We start from the raw sequence: 20,529 nt of genomic DNA on the forward strand, positions 1-20,529 counted from the left end.
ATGTCGTCAACAACATAACATTGCTTATGTTGTCCATTTTGTTTATGTGAAGATGGGGTCGGCCGAGAACACACTGGAGAACTTGACTCCGGTCTCGAAGCGTGAGTTGCACACGATTCGCTCGCCGAACTGCAGGCGCCTGAATTTCTGCCTCACCAATGAACGAACAACGAAGTACCCTCCAGCTTCCAAGGCTGAATCGACTGGGGACAGGATCAAGCGGCGGCTGGAAGCCCAAGCACCCTACATGTTGTCTTCCCAGTGGAACTGTGGAATACTCCTGTTGGTAGCCAAAATGAAAGATGCGAAGCAGAAAACGACCAGGAGCGTACACGCCAACATCTGCGGCTTGCGGAACTGATGTATAAATGAGGGAGAAATACTTCAGATTCACCCGCCGAACGGATTGGAAGATACAGTTGTTGGCGTTCTGGGAATTCTAGGAAAACTTTGTACGCGGTTTGTACGCAGATTTGGCAAACATAGCATTCTGCTCGTTTCTGGCATTCACAGAATCAGTAAGTTGAGCGTTTTCAATACTTATGACGGGTTCGACTCCCGCCGCCTCCACCATTCCTTTCAATACCTATGCCTAGTGTGGGCCGGGCTGGCAAGCCCCGCTTAACAGTTAATTGCCGACCTGCCGATACCGCACAATCAGCAGCGTGAGATCATCGGCTTGTCCTGCACCTCGAGAGAAGTCTTCGACTGCATCCAGAATTGTTTTCATCACCGTCTCGATCGAGGCCTGCGCACATTGCACCGTCACTTCGTTGAGCCGCTCGAAGCCGAACAATTCGTTCTGCGTGTTAGCGGCTTCCACAATGCCGTCAGAGAACAGCACCAGCACGTCGTTCGGTTCCAACTGGACCCGCGTCGCCTCGTATATCGCCTCGTCTGCCAGCCCAACGGGAAGCGTTCCTTCCGTGTATAGATCGCTCACCTTGCCGTCGCGAATCAGCAGCGGCGACGGATGCCCCCCATACAGGTACTCGAGCATTCCCTCTGCATCGATCCTGCCGAAAAACATGGTCGCGCAGCGTCCCACCGATGCGTGCTCGCACAGGAAGCGGTTCACGTGGTTGAAGACTTTCTCTGGAGCCACGCCAAGGCTCATGCCGCTCAGCGCCCCTTGCAGCATCGTCGTGAGCAGCGCCGCACCCAGTCCCTTGCCTGTCACGTCGGCAACCAGGAAAGCCGTCGACTCGTCGCTGAGCGGGAACACATCGTAGTAGTCACCGCCCACCCCGTGGCATGGCAGATGTATGCCTTTGACCTCCAGATAGGGAAATTCGCGAAGTCCCTGCGGCACCAGTCCTTGCTGAATTTCGCGGGCAATCGCCAGTTCCTGTTCCAGCCTTCGTTGTTCGCGTTCCTTCTCCACCAGGCGCGCGTTGTCTAGAATGCTCGCCGCCTGCGCACTCAGCGCGTCCAGAATCTGTCGGTCGACATTGGAGAACGCGGTCGTGCGCCGCGAGTCGAGATACAGTGCACCCAACAATCGTCCTGCCAGCGTCTCGCTCCCATCGGCATTGGCGTGGGCCACAGCATATAGCGGAATCGCGACTACCGCACGCAGCCCCTGGATCACCACGCTCTGCGCGCTCTTGAGGTTGAGATCGTCCAGGTTCAAATCGTCGGTGATCGCCGCCGCGCGCTTGCTCACCGCCTGCCGCAGCGCGGTCTGGCTTGGCGCAATACTCTGCGCCGCCAGCGTCGTGCCGCCGCGACCCCGCGCCAGCCGCACGGTCAGCACGCCCTCGTCGTCCGCCTCAAGCAATAGTCCCCGCTCTGCGTTGGTCACCGACATCGCGTGATCCAGCATGGTGCCAAGCACCGACTCCAGCGGCAATGCCGAGTGCAGCAGCGACGTGGCCTCGAGCAGCAGGTTGAGCCTGCTCAGGCCGCCGGCGCCGGTGGCCGTTTCGATGGCAGGCAGCGAGCCAAGCCGTGTCAACATGCTTTCTACATAGTGCTCCGCGGGCCGCCGGCGGAAAACGATCTTCGGACTGCTCTCCAGTCCGAACTCGATCATGTCGCCGTCCGTGAGCATGATCTGCACGATCCGGCGTCCGTTCACCCAGATTCCCGGCCGATGCCCGCGATCCTTGAGAAGGTAGCCGCCATCGACCTCCTCAATAACGGCGCAGCGCCTCGAGATACGTGGATCTTCGAGCACCACGTGATTCCCGGTATCGCTCCCGCGCCCGATGAGAAACGGCGTTCGCGAAACGACCACCGATTCAGCCGCGCTCTCCGGCCGCGACACTTCAAGAATCGTTTCGTATTCCTGGTTCTCAAGCATAAACTTGCCCAGCTTTTGATCTTAACCCTGCGGCTCGCACGTTGTTTTCGAGAATAGACGTCGGATCATGCGTCCCGCGCATGCTCAGGCAACGATTCAGCCGAGGCAACGCAGACTGCGAGTATGCGTCGCAGGTCTCCCCAATCGGTAACGGGGAGCGGTTACCAAAAATAGAATGCGCATTCTTAAACTTTACTTTTCAATAGATATTCCACACGCTAAACTTACGGCGCATCCACCATAGGCTCCACCTAGTCCCCAGGAGATCTCAAGTATGACGAACCAGTCCACTGGCTCGGCCTCTCGCGGGCCTTTCGCGCGTCTGTCACTGTCCTTTGAGAACTCCTTGAAATCTCAATCCAAAACTTCAAGGCGGAGCCTTGCGCGTGTGCCTGGCGTTGTCGCGTTGGTGGCGGCGCTTATGCTGGCCTGTGCGGTCGGCGCGTCCGCGCAGGCGCCGACTCTGTTGCCCAATTGGAATCAACTGTCGCCGGCGAACAACCCTGGCGGGCGTTTTCAATCCTCGCTTACGTACGACGCGGCGCGTGGCCAGATCGTATTGTTCAGCGGCAACGTCGAGCCCAATGACACATGGCTGTGGAACGGGACGAATTGGACACAGGCATTCCCGTCAACAAGCCCACCCCAGCGCTTCAACCCAGCGATGGTTTTCGATGCGGCGCACAACCAGGTGGTCATGTTCGGAGGAAGCGCAGACAACCTCGGCCTTTTAGGGGATACCTGGGTGTGGGACGGGACCAACTGGACGGAGGCAAGTACCACCGGCCCCTCTCCGCGTCATGGCTCGGTCATGGTCTACGATGCGGCACACAGCCAGGTGATCTTGTTTGGAGGGTCGGATGGCACCGGCGCTCAAAACGACACCTGGGCATGGAATGGAACCACATGGACGAGGCTGATTGCTTCAAGCCTCAACTTCCCGGGTCAGCCGTCTATGCGCGACTACTTCAGCATGGTCTACGATGCCGCGCATAGCCGGGTGGTCATGTTTGGAGGAGAGCTCAACAACACCAATTTCTATTCCGACACGTGGCTATGGGATGGGACAAGTTGGAGCCAGGCGTCGCCTACGAACCAGCCTCCTGGTCGTTACGGCCAAGGCATGGCTTACGACGCAGCGCTGGGGCAGACAGTCATGTTCGGAGGGGCGAACGGCACCTCCCAGTTCAATGACACCTGGGTATGGGATGGCACCAACTGGACTTCGGAACCGACTCCCACCGCTCTTTCTGCGCGTATCGTTCCCAACTCCATGACCTACGATGCGGCGCTGGGCCAGGTGGTTTTGTACTCCGGGTTCAATCCAGACACCGGCACATGGGCGTGGGGGTTCCCGGGAAATTTCGGCAACATCAATGTTTGTCCCGGTGGGTCGTCCACACCCGCCCCGTGCAGCAGCACGATCCCATTCACATTCAGTTTCTCTCATGATTCCTCAATCCTCTCGATAAATGTCGTGACGCAAGGCGCAACCGGCCTCGACTTCACCCAGGCCAATGGCGGCAACTGCTCCGGTACCCCTCTCGCAGGCAGTTCCTGCACACTCGACGTTACGTTCACCCCGCGCGCGCCCGGGTTGCGAACAGGCGCGGTGCAGCTTTTGGTCAACAGCCAAGGCGCTGATCAATTGACAACCATTCCAATCTACGGCGTTGGCCAGGGAGCAGTCGCTTCCTTCAGCCCGCTTTCGACCTTGGTTGAAAACGCCGGGACGTTGAATGGCCCGAAAGGCGTCCTGGTTGATGCTGCGGGCGATCTTTTCGTCTCCGACTACGAGGGCAGCAAGGTGGTCGAGGTCGGGCCCAGTACGAGCAACCAGATCGTGACTATAGCCCAGTTTCCAGAAGTTTCGAGGCCGCAGGGACTGGCGATGGATGGAGCGGGCAATCTTTACGTCGCCGATACCGGCATCCCCGGGGTAGTGAAGATTCCGTGGGGATGCACCAACTCGACCTGTCAGCAAGGGGTGCCGAATCCGCTGGGCCTGACCGGGCAATTTGGAGTTTCGGTCGATGCGCAGGGCGACGTTTTCGTGAGCGCTTATAACCAGAATGAGGTCGTCGAAGTTCCAGTCAACGGAGGCGCCCAGACCCCGGTGTACAGCGGCACCACGCCGATTGGTACTGCGGTGGATGCGGCGGGCGATTTGTTCGTCGCCGATGCTGGTGCCGCGGCGGTTGTGAAGGTCCCTGCAGGCTGCACAAACCCCGGTTGTTATGTACCGATTGGCAGCAATTGGTCCACGCCGCAAGCCGTGTCGCTGGATGCCGCGGGTGATCTCTATGTGGTGGACAGCGAGCTGCGTGAAGTCGTGGAGTTTCCTTCCGGCTGCATCAGCAACAACTGCCAGATCACAATAGCGAACGCGGCCGAAACCTCACTGGGCAGCGGATTCCAACCGTGGGACGCGGTTCCAGATGGCCAGGGCAACATCTACATCGCCGACCATGGCAATGTGCGCGTCGACGTGATCCTCCAGCAATTTGCAGCCTTGAATTTCTCTGCGTCTACCGTGAACAACATTAGTGGCGACAGCCCTCAGTCTGTTCTGTTTCAGAACATCGGCAACCAGACGCTGACAGCTGCCGGCCAAGGCCTGGTTTTCTCAGACCCCGACTTCACCCGGGTCGCCGGCCTGGGCTCCCCGGCCGACTGCACGAGTACCTTCTCGCTCGCGCCCGGAGCACCCTGCAATCTCAGCGTTCAATTCGACCCATTGAGCGCGGGACCGCTAACCGGCAACGCTATTTTCTACGACAACGCCCTCAATAACCCAGCTTCTTCCCAATCTCTCTCCTTCAACGGCACGGGGCAGGCTGCGATTCCAAGCTATACACTTCTTGTAAATGACCTGGGCTCGGGAGCCGGCACAGTAACGGACCAATTCTCGGCGATCACCTGCAGCGTTCCGGTCAGAAACAACACGGCATGTTCAGCAAGCTACCAATCCGGAACCCCAATAACTCTGACGGCAACGCCGTCGGCGGGCGCTTCATTCCTGGGCTGGGGCGGAGCCTGCTCGAGCTTTGGTACGAGCCCCCAGTGCACCTTGACCATGAATTCTGCGATGAATGTCAGCGCGAGTTTTGGCACGGCTAGCTTCGGCAACATCAACGTCTGCTTATCGGGAGGGCCGGCGCCGTGCAACACCACGATGCCTGTGATTTTCAACTTCACCGCGAGCAGTACGACGGTCGGATCGGCCAAGGTCGTTACGCAGGGCGTGAGCAACCTCGACTTCACGCTTGCTAACACCGCTGGCAGCAACTGCGCCGGCAACACATGGACCGCAGGCACTTCCTGCACGATACTCGTCACTTTCGCTCCGCGAGGTCCTGGATTGCGTTCGGGCGCAGTGGAGCTCTTTGACAATTCAGTCCCGGCCAATCTAGTGGCGACCGCACTGATCTCTGGGATTGGTCAGGCCCCGGAGGTCGTCTATGGCCCAGCATTCAGCGGCGCCACGATTCTCGGCGGCCCATCCCTCGAAAACGTGCTCACAACTACGGGCTTTACGCCCAACCCCCGCGGCATGACAACGGATGTGGCGGGCAACGTGTATATTGCTGACCCATCCAACGGGCGTTTGTTGATGCGGGCTCCGAACGGTACGACGACGACCGTGGGAACACTCAGTTCCCCGCAGGGTGCAGCGATCGATGGAGCAGGCAATCTCTTCGTTGCGGACACCGGATTGCGGGAGGTCGTGGAAATTCCAGCCGGTTGCACGATTGCCACCTGCCAGGTTCCCGTCTACGCATCGCCCTCGGCAAACCCGGTCGCCGTGGTGGTGGATGGGCCGGGCGATCTTTTCATCGCCGATGCGTCAGCCGGCGGGGTCGTGGAAGTTCCGGCCGGTTGCGCAAACAGCAGTTGCTATGTCCCGATTGGCAGCGGATGGCACACCGTGAACACCCTGGCACTGGATGCCGCTGGAGATCTCTTCGTCCCAGACACCTTCGCCGGATCCCTCTGGAAGATGCCGGCAGGCTGCACCACCAATAGCTGCCGGGTCACAGTTGGTCCCGGATGGACTGCTCCCCTGGCTGTAGCCCTGGACGCCGCCGGCGATCTCTTTGTGTCGGATAACACGGCGGCTGGCGGAATGGGCCAGTTGACTGAGGTTCCGGCCGGATGTTCCAGCAGCACCTGCGAAATCGCACTGGTCACCGGGATATTCGCCTACGACCTGACTGTGGATCAACTCGGCCAGGTTTATGCCGCAGATGGAGGCAATCATCGGATTCTGCAGATCAACCAGTCACAACCGCCGGCGGAGAGTTTTGCCACCACGAACGTGGGCTTCACGAGCACCGACAGCCCGCAATCGTTCACACTCTTGAATGCCGGCAATCAGACATTGAGCGCCGTGCTTCCGGGGTTCGCCGCAACAGGACCGAACTTCTACCAGGTGAGCGGCTCGGGCTCGCCGACCGATTGCTTTTCAAACTTCTCGCTGGCGCCGGGCGCAGGGTGCAACGTAAGCCTCAGCTTTATTCCACAGGTCGGCGGTAGTCTCACCGGCACTGCGACCGCGACGGACAACAATTTGAATGCTGCTTCAGCTACGCAGACCTTCAACCTCAGCGGCGTGGCGTTCGAGCCTGCAGAGCCGTTGAATCTGACGGGCGCTGGAACAGGCAGCGGATCGGTTGTGGCCAGTCCCACGGGGATCAATTGCAACATAATCGGCGGAGTTGTCTCCGGAACATGCACATCAAGCTACCCGGGCGGAACCGGCGTGTCGCTGGAGGAGGTTCCATCCGCGGGAAATACGTTCACGGGCTGGGGTGGCGCCTGCGCGACCGCAGGAACGGGCCAGTTCTGCAACCTGAACACGAACATAGGTTCACCGACAAATGTCACCGCGAGTTTCTCGCCGGTCGCCACCAATTTTGCGGTCACATTGACAGAAGTGGGCACCGGCGCCGGAACTGTATCTGACAATCAGTCGCAGATCAGCTGCATGAGAGCCAATGGAACTACCACGGGAACATGTTCGGGAAGTTATGCCGGCCCGGTGATTCTGACGGCCACTCCAACCGGCAACTCGATATTCGCGGGCTGGGGCGACGCCTGCGCGGGTTCTGGAGCGAACTTGACGTGCAGCCTGACGGTGAGTTCGCCGCTTAGTGTCACAGCGAGTTTTGTGGCGCCGGGGGCAACGCAGGCGGGATCGCTCATGCCGATTACTGCGGGATTGGTTTACGGGCAGGGCGGCAGCTTCACCAGCGTTGCTCCAAACAACGGCGGGGTCGCTAACGGCTTTTCTTTGCTGAGTAATGTCACCGTGGACGTCAGCGGCAATCTCTACGTGGCTGACGGCGGGAACAACAGAGTGTTGTTCTATCCGCGCGGCAGCACGACCCCGAGCAGGGTCTACGGGCAGAACGGCAGCTTCACGAGCAATTCCCCGAATATCGGCGGAGCAGTCAGCGCTAACGGCTTATCCAACCCACTCGGAGTAGTCGTGGACAGCAGCGGCGATCTCTATGTCGCCGATCAGAACAACAATCGAGTGCTGTTCTATCCCGCCGGCCAAATCACGCCTACGCGAGTCTACGGGCAGCCCGGCTTCAATACAGGCGGCCAGAATATTGGCGGGATCAGTGCCAGCAGCCTGTTTGACCCATGGGGCCTGGCTGTGGATGCCAGCGGCGGTCTGTACGTGGCCGACTACGCAAACAGCCGGGTGCTGTACTATCCCGCGGGCAGCACGACTGCCACACGCGTCTATGGTCAGAATGGCAGCTTCACGAGCAGTTCCGTGAACCTTGGTGGTGTCAGTGCCGATAGCTTGAGCCAGCCGACGGATCTTGCGCTGGACGCGAGCGGCGATCTCTACGTTGCTGACATCTTTAACAATCGCGTTCTGTTCTATCCCAACAACAGCACCACCGCGACACGTGTCTATGGACAAAATGGCAGCTTTATTTCCAACTCTGCGAACAATGGTGGGGTGAGTGCCAACAGTCTTAATAACCCGATGGGCCTGACCCTCGACAGCACAGGCGATCTTTACGTGATCGACCGCTCGAACAATCGGCTCTTGTTCTATCCCTTCGGCAGCACAACGGCGACGAGGGTCTACGGACAGGCAGGCAGCTTCACGAACGGCACGGCAAATAGCGGCGGAATCAGCGCGAACAGCCTATCTCAACCGCTTTCAGTCGCTGTTGATCCGAGCGGCAACCTGTACGTAACGGACTTCGCCAACAACCGTGTGCTCGAATACGGGACCTTCGGCAACGTCAATGTTTGCCCATCCGGTCATAGCACACCGGCGCCCTGCAGCAGCGCCGTCACACTGAGCTACTATGCTCCTTCGACCACGACGTTTGGCACGACCCCCCAGGTGGTCACGCAGGGCGTGTCCAATCTCGATTTCACGCTCGGCAGCGGCAGCACCTGCATTGGTACCACCTCTGCGGGCACTTTGTGTGTAGTCAATGTCAACTTCACGCCGCGCGCGCCGGGATCGCGCATGGGCGCAGTCACGCTTTACGACTTCACGAACGCTCCTGTTACCACCGCACTGCTTTCGGGAACCGGCCAGGCGCCACTAGCCGTCTTCGGCCCGGGCACGCAGAGCACACTCCCGCTAAGCGGGTTGGTTGGCGTATCCGGCGTGGCGGTGGATGCAGCGGGCAATGTCTTCGTCTCAGAGAGCGCGGGGGCGGTTAAGATTACGCCGAATGGGGTTCAGTCCACGGTGCCCACGAGCGGTCTGTCTCCGCACGTATACGATGTGGCTGTGGATGGATCGGGGGATGTCTTCCTCGCGGATACCGACAACAACCGGGTGGTAGAGGTTACACCCGGCGGCGTCCAGACCACGGTGCCCGCCACTGGACTGCTAAATCCAACTGGCGTGGCGGTAAATGGATCGGGCGATGTCTTCATTACGGATCGAGACAACAACCGGGTGGTAAAGGTTACGCCCAGCGGCGTCCAAACCACGGTACCCACCAGCGGAGTGATCCGTCCTTACTATCCGGCAGTGGATGCCGCGGGAGATCTCTTCTTCCTGGATTCTGGAAACGAGCGAGTGCTGAAAATTACCCCCGGCGGAATTCAGGTCCCCGTACCGATAAACGGATTGAATGAAGGCAACGGAGTGGCGGTCGATGCAGCAGGCGATGTCTTCGTCTCTGATCAAATCAACGACGTGATTCTGGAGGTTACCCCCAGCGGTGTCACGACGACGGTGCCCACCAACGGTCTGCATATTCCCGCAGGCTTGGCGGTGGATGCGGCCGGCAATGTCTACATCGCTGATAATGGACAGACCCTTGTGTACGAGGTCAACCGCTCGACGGTACCATCGTTGGGCTTTGCCAACACGAATCTAGGCAGCACGAGCAGCCCCCAGGCAGTCTCGGTTCAAAACATCGGCAACCAACCGCTGACAGGCTCGCTGGCCTTAAACCTTGGCGGGAATTTTACGGAAAACTCAAATCCCGATTGCTCAGGTGCATTTCCACTGGCCCCCGGCGCAACCTGCGGAGAGAGTTTCAGCTTCACGCCTCTGGCTCCCGGCTTGCTGAGCGGCACAGCGGTCTTCACTGACAACGCTCTGAACGTCACCTCTGCTACGCAAACCATTAACCTCGGCGGTGTCGGCGTACCGGTTGTACTGACCACGACGACTGTCCCCAACGTGGTTTCGCTGACGCAAGATGTGGCAACGACCTCGATCACCGCGGCAAGCCTGGTACTGGGAACGGTGAGCACTGCATCCAGCAGCACGATTCCTCTGGGCCGTGTGATCAGTCAAAACCCTGCGGCGACGACGATCGTCAATCTCGGAACTGCGGTGAACCTGGTCATCTCCAGTGGTGTCCCGGTGACTACGGGTACACCGAATCCGCTTACGTTGCAGAATAACTACTTCGTCACCGGGGATTACGTCGCTGCGGGAGTCACTCTGCGGGGAACCGGCACGGGCGGCATAGCCACCGGCAACATCAACATTCCCAACCAGGGTGTTCCCGATGGTGCGGATATTATTGAAGCTTTCCTGTATTGGGAGACGATCGAGAGTACGCCGACGGCTTCAGGCGGCAGCGGCACGTTCGATAAGTTTCCCATCACGGGACAGCAGATAGGCACCGACTTGCCGAATCCCGACGGTTCGGGGAATGGGACGCTGCGCGTCTATCGCGCCGACGTAAATGCCTACTTTGCGGCACAGCCGAACGGGATACGCTCCGTCACGAGCAGCCCTCATTCGGTTTCTCTGCCGGACAGCGGAGGAAACGGATTCCCGCTCACCGAAGGAGCCAGTCTCGTTGTCATCTATCGGGTCCTGTCTCCGAACTTCCCTCTCAAAGCCGTGGTGATCTATGACGGTTCGGCGCTACCCAGCGGTTCATCTACCCAACTGATGCAGGGATTCTATGACGCGCTCGGCGGAACAACGGGAGAGAATACAAATATCTTCACCGCCGGTGGAACTTGGAACACCAGCACCGGTTCTGTTCAGCTCCCGACGCATGCGAGCCAGTACTCAGCGACGCTGGGTTCCAACAGCGCCTATGCTGCGGTCATTCTCAGCACGCCTGTATCGAACAGCGATAATGACGGCATTCTGGATGCATGGAAGGTCGGCCCCGGTGCGCCTGATTTTCACACCGGGCAGCCGGGCTATTACGACGTGAAGACCGGGTTATGGGTACCATTGCCAGGCGCTGCGCACGGCCAGAAGGACCTGTTCGTTCAGCTCGACTACATGTGTGGCACCGTGAATCCAGACGGATCGTGCAGCGGGGAAAATCTGTTCCCCTCGCCAGACGCCACCACCGGCAAGGACCCGCTGGCGATGGTCCAGCAGGCCTTTGCCGCGAATGGCGTGCACCTGCATCTTGAGATTGGCAACGCCGTGCAGGAAGACATTTGCGCGGACAATGGATCGCAGCTTTGCCAGTTCCCCGGCCAGCCGGGCGTGATCAGTTGGAAGAACAGCCTGGAATTTTCGAAGCTGTGGCCGCGCAATCTTGCGGCGTGCGCGGCGGGTGGCGATTGCACCGCTCGTTTCCCCTATGGGCAGAAGGACAGCTATCACTACGTTCTATTTGGGCACTCGCTGGCGATCCCGGCATGGAACACGCGTTACGGGACCTTGACGTCGATCAACGTGGCAGCAGGGGGTGTAACGACGATTGTCACCGCCGACCGCGGCAGCGGGATTAACGCTTGTCCAAGCCGCATCACAATTTCCGGCGTACTTGGAAATCCGAGCCTCAACGGGGTGTACAACACTGCACGCTGTACCGATTCGAAGACAATTACCGTCAATACTCCTAACGTCCCCTCGTGGAGCTATCCCAACACAACATTGCCTGAGCCTGTCATTGGTTTAACCTCTGGCACCATTACCAGCATCTCCGGTTACTCCGATCTGGGTGGGGCTGATTCAGCTGTCACTCTGGGCCTCTGGTTGAGTGCTCCGAACCAGGACATGAGCAAACGCGCCAACGTCATCGCCGGCACGCTGTTCCATGAAATCGGACACACGCTTGGCCTGAGCCACGGCGGCCTCTACTACGACTCCAGTAATTACGTGCCCACGTTTGAAGCCAATTGCAAGCCGAATTACCAGAGTTCGATGAACTATCTTTTCCAGCTCGACGGAGTGGGACCGAATCGAGCCGTTGCTTTCTCCAACCAGACGCTCACCCAACTGGACGAGGACTCAGCGGGTTCAGTGACCCAGCTGACCGCCTCCAGTGCGGCCGCGACGTTCCCGACCTCGGCCTGGTACATTCCTTTCGTTTCCGGTGTGTCGGCCGGCAGCGCCGCCACGCTGCACTGTGACGGAAGCCCTATCACCGGTCCTCAAGCCTCCCGCGTGGATGCCTCGATTGCACCAATCACTCCTGCCTGGACGAATGGACAAGATATCAACTTCGATGGTCAGGACAATGTGAAGATGCGGGGCTTCAACGACTGGGCCAACATCGACCTGCGCCAGGTCGGCGCCACCGGTGGTGAATATGCATCGCTGGCAAGCGTGCTTTCGTTCGGATCCATAACGCCGCAGAATATTGGCGCGAACGGGACGGTAGCGCTTGGCAGCGGCGGCACGGTTACCCTGGGCAGCGGCGGAACGGTGGCCCTGGGCAGCGGTGGCACGGTGACGTTGGGCAGCGGTGGCACCATCACGCTTGGGAGCGGCGGGACCGTAGCGCTGGGTAGCGGTGGAACAGTCACACTTGGCAGCGGCGGAACGGTGACACCTGGCGCCCTCGGCACAGTTGCTTTGGGCAGCGGCGGAGTCGTGACGATCAATGGTAGCGGCACGATCACCGACGGCGGCACCACAACGCAGGTTTCCTCGGCAGGAGGCATCTACTCAATTGGCAGTGGTGGCATCATTGCGCTGGGCAGCGGCGGGACAGTCACGCTGGGCAGTGGCGGTACGGTTACCCTGGGCAGCGGCGGAACCGTAGCGCTCGGCAGCGGCGGAACCGTAACGCTAGGAAGCGGTGGAACCGTCACACTTGGGAGCGGCGGAACGGTAGCTCTGGGCAGCGGTGGAACAGTCACCTTGGGTAGCGGTGGCACAGTAACGCTCGGCAGCGGTGGCACGGTAACGCTCGGAAGCGGCGGCACAGTGTCCGGTAGCGGCGGCACCGTTGCGCTGGGCAGCGGTGGGACAGTCACGCTCGGTAGCGGAGGCACAGTGACGCTAGGTAGCGGTGGAACCGTGGCGCTTGGAAGTGGAGGAACCGTCACGCTGGGCAGCGGCGGGACGATCGCGTTGGGCAGCGGCGGGACGATCACGCTGGGTAGCGGCGGCACGGTGACACTAGGCAGCGGTGGCACCTTCACGCCCTCGGGCGGCGGGACTCCGACAGTCGTTGGCCCGGGCTTACAAACCTTCAGCAGCGGTGGAACCATCACGCTCGGGAGCGGCGGAACTGTCGCTCTCGGCAGCAGTGGCGGGACAGTGACCCTGGGCAGCGGCGGTACGGTCACGTTAGGCAGTGGCGGGACCGTGACCCTGGGCAGCGGCGGGACCGTGACCCTGGGCAGCGGTGGAACGGTGACACTGGGCAGCGGCGGCATTGTTGCGCTCGGCAGCGGTGGCACTGTCGCACTCGGCAGTGGCGGGACAGTCGCACTTGGCAGCGGCGGCACGATCGCACTCGGCAGCGGCGGCATTGTCGCCCTGGGCAGTGGCGGGACCGTGACGCTGGGCAGCGGCGGCTCCCTCGCCACCGAGTTGACCTACGAAACCGCCAACTCGATTGTTCGTCCGCCGTCCAACCCCACGGAGACGTCCACGCAGGCAGGTGTCAGGATCGACTGGACCGCGCCGGATTTTGGCGTCGTTGCCAGCTACACGATCTATCGCAGCTCTGATGGCGCCCTGCCCGTCGCGATTGGCACCGTCAGCGGTGCGAATGGGAATCCGCCACCGACGGAATTTCTTGACATACATCCGGACACAAAGGCTACGACCGTGGTGTACACGATTGCGACCAACCTCGCGTCGGTACCTATAGATCCGACGCCACGCCAGAGTGCGCCGTCTACCCCGGCAGTGCTTAAGAATGATCAGACCATCACCCTGGGCGCCTTGCCGGCTTCTGCCCTCGTTTCAACGCAAGCCACGGTCACTGCGACTGCAATGTCAAATGGCGTTGCGAATGGGCTGCAGGTGAACTTCAGCACGACGGGACCCTGCTCCATTGCCAACCAGTCGATCGCAAACGGTGTGTCCTTGGCGACCGTGGCTCTCACCAGCACGGGAAGCTGTACCATCGTCGCGTCGCAACCGGGCGCTACTACCTTCAACGCGGCCACGTCCGTGTCGGGAGCGTTCCCGATCCTGGGGCAGTCGCAAACACAGACAATTTCATTTACCAAGGCTCCTCCGGCAAGCGCACCCTTCAACAGCAGCTTCACGGTTGCGGCCACGGGCGGCGCCAGCGGAAACCCGGTGACTTTCACCAGCTCCGGCGTGTGTACCGTTTCTGGCGCAACCTACACCATGACGAACAGCACGGGAACATGTACCGTGATCGCGAACCAGGCAGGCGATGCGAACTTCGTAGCGGCGACCCCGCTAACGCAGAACGTGACCGCGACTGGACCGGTGGTCACCGTGTCTCCGTCCAATATCAACTTCGGCACGGTGAATTTGGGGAGCATCACTACGAAGAACATCACGGTGAGCAACACCGGAACGGGGCCCGTCACTATCAACCAACCCATCCTTTCGATCGTGCATGGAGGGACCTCCAACGAATTTGTCGCAGTGAATCTCTGCCCGACGCCACTAGCCGCTGGGAAGAGCTGCACAATCACGATTGCTTTCATCGCGGGACCGTTCTACACACCGCAATCCGCGACCTTGGAGATTATGGACAATGCTCCAGGCAGTCCGCAGCCGGTTACGCTGAGCGCGCTGGTTCTGATTCCGCAGTCGATCACCTTCACCACGAGCCCTCCAGCGAGCGCTGCAAACAAGAGCAAATTTACGGTGGTGGCGACGGGCGGAGCGAGCGGAAATCCGGTGACATTCACGAGTGCCGGAGCCTGCAGTCTCACTGGGACAACACCGGGCACGGCAACCTACATGATGAACAGCGGCACGGGAACATGCTCAGTGATTGCCAACCAGGCAGGCAATTCTACCTACGCGCCAGCGGCGCAGGTTACGAAGACCGTAACTGCGACTCTGACTGCGCAGACAATCACGTTCACCACCAATCCTCCGGCAAGCGCCGCCTACAAGACTAGCTTCACGGTGGCGGCCACCGGCGGCCCCAGCGGGAACCCGGTGAAATTTACCAGTTCCGGGGCGTGCAGCAATTCAGGCGCAACCTACACGATGACCAGCGGCACGGGAACGTGCTCGGTGATTGCCAACGAGGCGGGCAACTCGAGCTACGCGGCAGCACCGCAAGTTACCAAGACGGTGAACGCAACTCAGCTCGCACAGACAATCACATTCACCACGAATCCTCCGGCAAGCGCCGCCTTCAAGACCACCTTCACGGTGGCGGCCACGGGAGGCGCCAGCGGAAACGCGGTGAGCTTCACGAGTTCCGGAGCGTGCAGCAATTCAGGCGCAACCTACACGATGACCAGCGGCACGGGAACATGTTCGGTGATTGCCAACCAGGCAGGCAATTCTAACTATGCCGCTGCAACGCAGGTCACGAAGGCCGTAACGGCGACTTACTCTCAGGCAAACCTCAATCCAACGAGCCTGAATTTCGGGACGGTTAGTTCCGGAAAGAGCAGCTCACCCAAAACCGTAACTCTCAGCAACACGGGAACGACGCCATTGATCATCAGCAGCATCGGCTTCACGGGTACGAATCCGAGCAACTTTGTGCAGACCAACACTTGCCCGAGCCCGTCGAGTTCGCTCGCCGCGGGCAAGAGCTGCACAATCTCGGTGACGTTCAAGTCCGGCGGCAGGGCAGCCTCCGCCAACCTGGCGGTTACTGACAACACTCAGGCCGGCACGCAGACTGTTTCGCTATTGGGGGACTAGCTGTATCCACTGGCAGACAGTAGACGCGCATGCAGACGAGGCTCAAAGGCTGAGAACGACGGGTGCCGGTAAACGCCGGCACTCTTTCTTGTTGCCTCGTTGTCGGCTTTTTCGGGTCTGCTTCCAGTTGGTGGATTATTCGTATCCGTGGTTTATTGACCGATACGGTGTCGGATTTCGGGAACCAGCGGATCTTCCGTAGATTTCCCTCGGATGCTGAGATAGGTCTTATAAAATTCCGCGAACCCCTCGCTCTTCATCCCTTCTCGCACGCGCCCCTGATCGTAATACACAGGCGGAAAATAGGCGTAGGTCGGAACGTTATCCATAAACAGTTCGATCGCTTCGCCTCGCCGCTTCACACATTGATCAAACTCTGAGTCAGCCTCTGTGAACGCTCCCGCATCCAGATAGGCCCGTCCCAGTTCGAAGCGGCCGATCCAGGTATCCAGCAGGTTGTTTGCGGCTGTGATTTGTTTCACTGCTTCATTCGGATCTTTTCGCTTCAGTGCGATCATCCCCTCGATGATTTTCCCGTAAGCCTGCGACTCGCTTGTCAGTGCGGAGGAAAGGCTCGCCGCGAGCTTTTGCGCTTTGGCGAGATCTCCCGCATCGATATAGATGCTCGCCGCCAGGAACTCAATCTGGGTAGACTGGCTGCTTGCCAACGCGTTGCCAATGTCAGCGAGCGCTGCCGCATGGTGTCCTTGCAATTCATCCATGTTTGCAAGCGCCGCATACTTTCTTGCAGCGTTGTCGGCCATCTTCGCCGCTACATCGGCGGTGGCTCCTTGTGTGAGCATGAGCGCCGCCTCTTCATACTTTCCCTGATAGGCATCAAGATCGGCTAGTCCAGCGGTCGCGGTAGACACACCCAGCGGGCCAAACTTCTCAAGCTGATGGTAGGCTTCGGCCGCTTTCTCGATCTGGCCCTGCCCGAGTTCCGCTTCGGCGAGCACCAGGTAGCCCTGCGCGGCCGACGGACTGATCTCCAGCGCCGCGCGCGCCTCTTTTTCACTCGCCGCAAAATCGCCGGCAAAGGCACTGATGAATGCCAGGTTCAGCCGCGGCCCCACTCCCTTGGGGACAATCTGAACGGCGTGTTGCGCCGCTTCAAGCGCCTTCGGCGCGTTGCGCAACTGCACATAGCAACTGGCAAGGTTGTTCTGACCGACGCGATCGGCGGGATAGCGCGTGACCAACTGAGAATATTCTTGAACACATTTTTGCCAGTCGCCCGTGGTGAGGTAGTACAGTCCGCGGTTGCGATAGCGTTCCCGCTCGGTCATGCGGTCCACGTGTTCCATCGCCATCTTCATGTACTTCACTGCGTCCCCGGGCCTCCCCAGATTCTGGGCCATGGCTGCCATCCCCGTGTACGCCCGCGCAAACTTTGGATCCAACTCCGCGGCCTTCTGGAACGAATCGAATGCCTCCTGGAACTTACCCGCGAACTGTTCATCCACACCGAGAGCATCCTGGTGAACGGCCTCCAGCGATGCGGCCGTAAACCCTCCGCTGACTTCACCGAACTGAACCGAGGCGGGCGTAGTGTCGCCGAGAGCCTGGCGAAGTGGCGCAGCCAGCTTGGGAAGGTCGCTCAGGATCTCCTGCTTGTTGGCAACGGTGACATCCGCTTTACCGAGCACCTTGCCGCTTACGGCATCCAGTGCGATCGCCGAAATATCATATTGGTCGCCTCGCAAGCTGATGTCGCCGGTAATGACCGTGTTGACGCCTTGGTTCACGGCCACAAGCCGCGCCGATTGCTCGTCGAGCTTGTCTGAGGGATTGGGAAGTTTGCTCGCCAGCTTACGCGCATCTCCGCGACTGTAGGCGTTGATAAAGCTCGCGCCTTCCAGGGCCACACCCAGCATCTGCTCCAGCGTGTTATCCAATACCGGATCGCCGGTATGGTTCGCAAAGTCGCCAACCAGCACCGAAACCGGGGAATGTGCCACTGTTGTTGCGGACTGGTGCCTCCCGATAACGTACCAGGCAATTCCGGCAGCGATCGCCACAATTAGACCGCCCGCGATCGCGAGGCGAGGCCAGGGAAGCTCTCGAATGCGGTTCAAGCGCAACTGCGCCGAAGATGCGGAGACCTTCTTTCCTTCGCCTCTGCCTTGCCAGGCGCGGAGATCCGCATCCAGGGCTTCAGCATTTTGGTAGCGGTTTGCAGGGTCCTTCTCGAGACACTTGCTGACGATGTTGCTCAGCTTTCCAGGGATGTGCTTGTCGATATCCGCCAACGGAACGGCGCGTTGTTGCGTGCGCTTCAGTAAGCTTGCGATCGCGCTTTCGGCATAGAATGGCGTGACTCCGGCAAGCAACTCATACAGAATCAGGCCGAAGGTGAAGATATCCGAGCTGGCCTTCACATCGATGCCCTGCGCCTGTTCGGGAGACATATATTCGATCGTTCCCAACATTGCGCCGGCCCGCGTCATTCCATCGCCAGAGAATGTCCGCGCCAACCCGAAGTCCATGACCACCACGCGGCCGCTTTTGTCGCGCATGATATTGCCCGGCTTCAGATCTCGATGGATGATTCCTTCCCGGTGAGCGGCGGCCAACCCGCAGGCCACCTGTTCCATGATGCCGACCGCTTCCGCGATGTCCAGCTTGCCCCGTTGACTGAGGATCTGATTGAGGTTTTCACCCTCCAGATACTCCATCGTGATGAACTTTGTCTTTCCCGCTTCTCCGATATCGAAAATACGGATGACATTCCGGTCCGTGACCTGGCGCGCAAGGATCAGCTCTTGTTTGAAGCGCTGCAGAATCTCGGGATGATCCGCCATCTCCGGCCGGATTACTTTGAGCGCGACCTCCCGCTCCAGTTCAAGGTCGCGAGCTTTGTAGACGGCGCCCATGCCGCCTTCCCCGAGCAGTTGTAGAAGTTCGTAGCGTCCGCCCAGCAGTTCGCCAATCCTGGATTCGGCAGCACTGGCTTGAGGATTGGCAATCGTGCCGGGAGGAGTGGGCGCTCGCGGGGGAGGGGAAGGTCGAACCAAAGTTCCCGGCGGAATGGTGTCGTTGGGATCTACCACCTTGGCTTGGAAATCAAGAATGGTGGCGTCGGCGTCCACCGGCTTCGCGGTGGGATCAAATCGGGAGGAAGTGTCGATGATCGTAGCGTTGGGATCGAATTGTGGTCGCTTCTCCGAGAGATTTGGGATGTTTCCGGAGGAACTCTCACCGGCAAACGGAGTTCCGATGCCCGGAGGGCCGGGCTTTCTGGGGAAAGGCTTGTTATCGGGCCGCTTGGAGTCACTCATGTTGAGTTTTCAGAAACTGCCTGGAGCTAGAGGAAGAGACAACCCTGCCGGACGGGTCGTAGAAACGACCAAATGTTGACATCCCCTTAAAATCATATACCTTTTGCACTTAAACGAGGCTGTCCCGTACATGTGACCGCTATAGATGTCGATCTTCCATCAATGCCGGATCAGTCACTTCCGACAGTCCACCAGCGCATGGTTCGAGCGGACTGATAATTCTGAGGCGTCGCTCCTAGTTGGGATTGCCGATTACCACCGCACCCCAGGTGTTCGTATTACTCGATCCAGCGGTAATGGTGGTCGTCGCCCCGTCGACCTTGCATCCTGCCGGAATGGCTTGGTCGCTTTGAACTGTGGCGATACAGATTGGGGTTCCTGCAAAGGGCGAAGCGAGACGAAAACTACAGAAACGGGTGCCATTCATTGTGCACGTTCCGGCAAATCTTCCGCTTCCGGCTTGGTCGAGATGCCTGGCAGCCGTCAACTCCTGAGTCAGCACTCCCGGATGAACGCCAAAGAGCCAAGCAAAATCACACCGCAATGCCAACTCTTCCGACGGCATGAAACGCTGTGACTATCTTGCGCGACTGTTCTGCATCTCGCAAGATTGCAGGCGGAAACAGCACCAATTCCTGAGTATTACCGGGAAGGCGAAATGCGCGTGTATCATTTAGGTATCCAGGAACAGCAATGAGAATCCTGGTTCACGACATAGGTTTTTTGGACACGGTGGGGATGACTAATCGCGGTCTAGCGCCATCCGGTTATTACGACGAGTATTATTCTTCAAGGGATTGGCGATGGTACCGGGGACTCTTGGCATTTGCCATCCAGCACTCTGAGCCCGGCCCTATCTTGGACGTCGGCGCAGGTGTCGCCCAACTTCTCGAAGCGGCACATCGATGGAATCTGGAATGTCTTGGGCTCGAAGGATCTGCTGAAGCGATTGCCATTGCGCGGGGCCGCTGTCCATCTTTGAATCTAAAGCAGCATTTTCTCAGTGACCCATTCCCTTTGGGCGATTGCACATTTCAGACAATTTACCTGAACCAGGTTATAGAACATCTTGAGCCTGCCGTCGCCGAAGCCTGTGTATCTGAATGTTACCGGGTGCTGCGGCCAGGCGGATTGTTTATTGTGATGTCCCCGAGCAAATTCAACAAGCATGAACGCGATGCCGACCCTTCACACATCTGCTTATACTCCCCTAGTTCTCTTAAGAGTCTTCTCGCGTCGAGAGGATTTACAGACATAAGTCAGCTTGACACCCCGTTGGATATCATGGGGAAAAACGCTATAGGCAGGCTGATTATGAAGGTGATTTTTAGAGTAACCAAATGGGAGCGCCTGAGTTGCAGCGCAAATTGCATGGCGTGGAAGCCCGGTACGTCTCGGTGAAGACAACT

General features: G+C 59.2%; 4 protein-coding genes. 2 read left to right on the forward strand and 2 right to left on the reverse strand.

The genetic code is table 11. The features are described from left to right. Positions 1–628 precede the first annotated feature (628 nt). Positions 629–2,305 carry a SpoIIE family protein phosphatase gene (locus VK574_RS13945; RefSeq protein WP_472800454.1) on the reverse strand — a complete coding sequence of 559 codons (1,677 nt, stop codon included), beginning with the start codon at positions 2,303–2,305 and terminating at the stop codon, positions 629–631. 388 nt (positions 2,306–2,693) lie between these two features. Between VK574_RS13945 and VK574_RS13950 the strand changes: the two genes are divergently transcribed. Then, positions 2,694–15,839: a choice-of-anchor D domain-containing protein gene (locus VK574_RS13950; protein ID WP_472800455.1), complete on the forward strand. Its 13,146-nt coding sequence runs from the start codon at positions 2,694–2,696 to the stop codon at positions 15,837–15,839. A gap of 152 nt (positions 15,840–15,991) precedes the next feature. On the opposite strand, the gene VK574_RS13955 is transcribed toward VK574_RS13950, so the two are convergent. Beyond that, entirely contained in the window at positions 15,992–19,120 is a 3,129-nt protein-coding gene (locus VK574_RS13955; protein WP_472800456.1) for a protein kinase domain-containing protein, read from the reverse strand. A 738-nt stretch (positions 19,121–19,858) separates the two neighbouring features. Between VK574_RS13955 and VK574_RS13960 the strand changes: the two genes are divergently transcribed. Beyond that, entirely contained in the window at positions 19,859–20,521 is a 663-nt protein-coding gene (locus VK574_RS13960) for a class I SAM-dependent methyltransferase (protein ID WP_472800531.1), read from the forward strand. Positions 20,522–20,529: the final 8 nt, after the last annotated feature.

Source organism: Occallatibacter sp. (genome assembly GCF_035317045.1).
Classification (GTDB): Bacteria; Acidobacteriota; Terriglobia; order Terriglobales; family Acidobacteriaceae; genus Telmatobacter.

What these genes read in the sequence shown, in the direction of transcription:
- VK574_RS13945 (WP_472800454.1), bottom strand. Translation starts at nt 2,305, where the DNA reads ATGCTTGAGAACCAGGAATACGAAACGATTCTTGAAGTGTCGCGGCCG.
- VK574_RS13955 (WP_472800456.1), bottom strand. Translation starts at nt 19,120, where the DNA reads ATGAGTGACTCCAAGCGGCCCGATAACAAGCCTTTCCCCAGAAAGCCC.
- VK574_RS13960 (WP_472800531.1), top strand. Translation starts at nt 19,859, where the DNA reads ATGACTAATCGCGGTCTAGCGCCATCCGGTTATTACGACGAGTATTAT.